The 620-nt window shown below is 43.2% G+C and carries 3 protein-coding genes; all 3 read right to left on the bottom strand.

Features of this window, described 5'->3' with window-relative positions; genetic code table 11:
• The coding region (locus A3735_RS07500) for a PDC sensor domain-containing protein (RefSeq protein WP_156499502.1) at window positions 1–203 on the bottom strand (203 nt) is incomplete at its 3' end.
• Between the two features lie 45 nt (window positions 204–248).
• On the bottom strand, window positions 249–389 hold the full coding sequence (locus A3735_RS29530) for a hypothetical protein (protein ID WP_156490449.1): 141 nt from the start codon (window positions 387–389) through the stop codon (window positions 249–251).
• A 12-nt stretch (window positions 390–401) separates the two neighbouring features.
• Window positions 402–620, bottom strand: a 219-nt coding sequence (locus tag A3735_RS30455; RefSeq protein WP_197475695.1) for a hypothetical protein, incomplete at its 5' end; no start/stop codon positions are given.

The following is a 620-nucleotide window of genomic DNA, read 5'->3' as shown; positions in this document are numbered from 1 at the left end:
GAAAAACTTTCTTTAACCAAGGTTTGAACCCGATCATGGATATATTCCCAGGGAATACTCAGCCCCAACATCCCCCTTACTATCTTACCTTTATCCTGAATAGGAGCCGCAATAACAATCTGCTTAACCCCCGTCGTAAAGGAGATCATCGAGTTAGAAATATAGGCTTCAGGCGAATCAGGATCTTCAGGGTGAATACTCACCTGCCAATAGTCGCGAGAGCGAATATTTTTAGGCTTCGAGTCTGGTTATTTATCATCAAAGGTTCGAATCCCTCCTTGTAGCAGATTCGCACCAGAAGTGTTATAGAAATGTCCGTTGGGTAAACCAATAATGAACTTCTCAAACTTAGGTTTCAGGAAGGTCAATTCACGCTTTAGATAAGGCATGAAGGTTTCGAACTAAAGGCCAGAAAGCTCTGCAGAACGAGCGTATTCCTGCACCAATGACTCACCATGGTCAAACTCAAACTGAAGACCATTAGCAACGAGCATTAAGCTCTTCTGCGCAATTTCTACGGTAGACTCAGTAACTTGTGCCTTGCTGTGAAGGTAGGTTTGAAAGGATATCACCAGCGAAGGCAATAAGCCGACAACTAATAGAGTAAGTAGAAGCTGATC

The sequence above is a fragment of the Oleiphilus sp. HI0061 genome (genome assembly GCF_001635675.1).
Note: the sequence above shows the minus strand (reverse complement) of the source record. Positions and strands in the feature narration are given on the sequence as shown.

Coding starts and splice junctions, on each gene's coding strand:
- A3735_RS29530 (WP_156490449.1), bottom strand. CDS start 389: ATGCCTTATCTAAAGCGTGAATTGACCTTCCTGAAACCTAAGTTTGAG.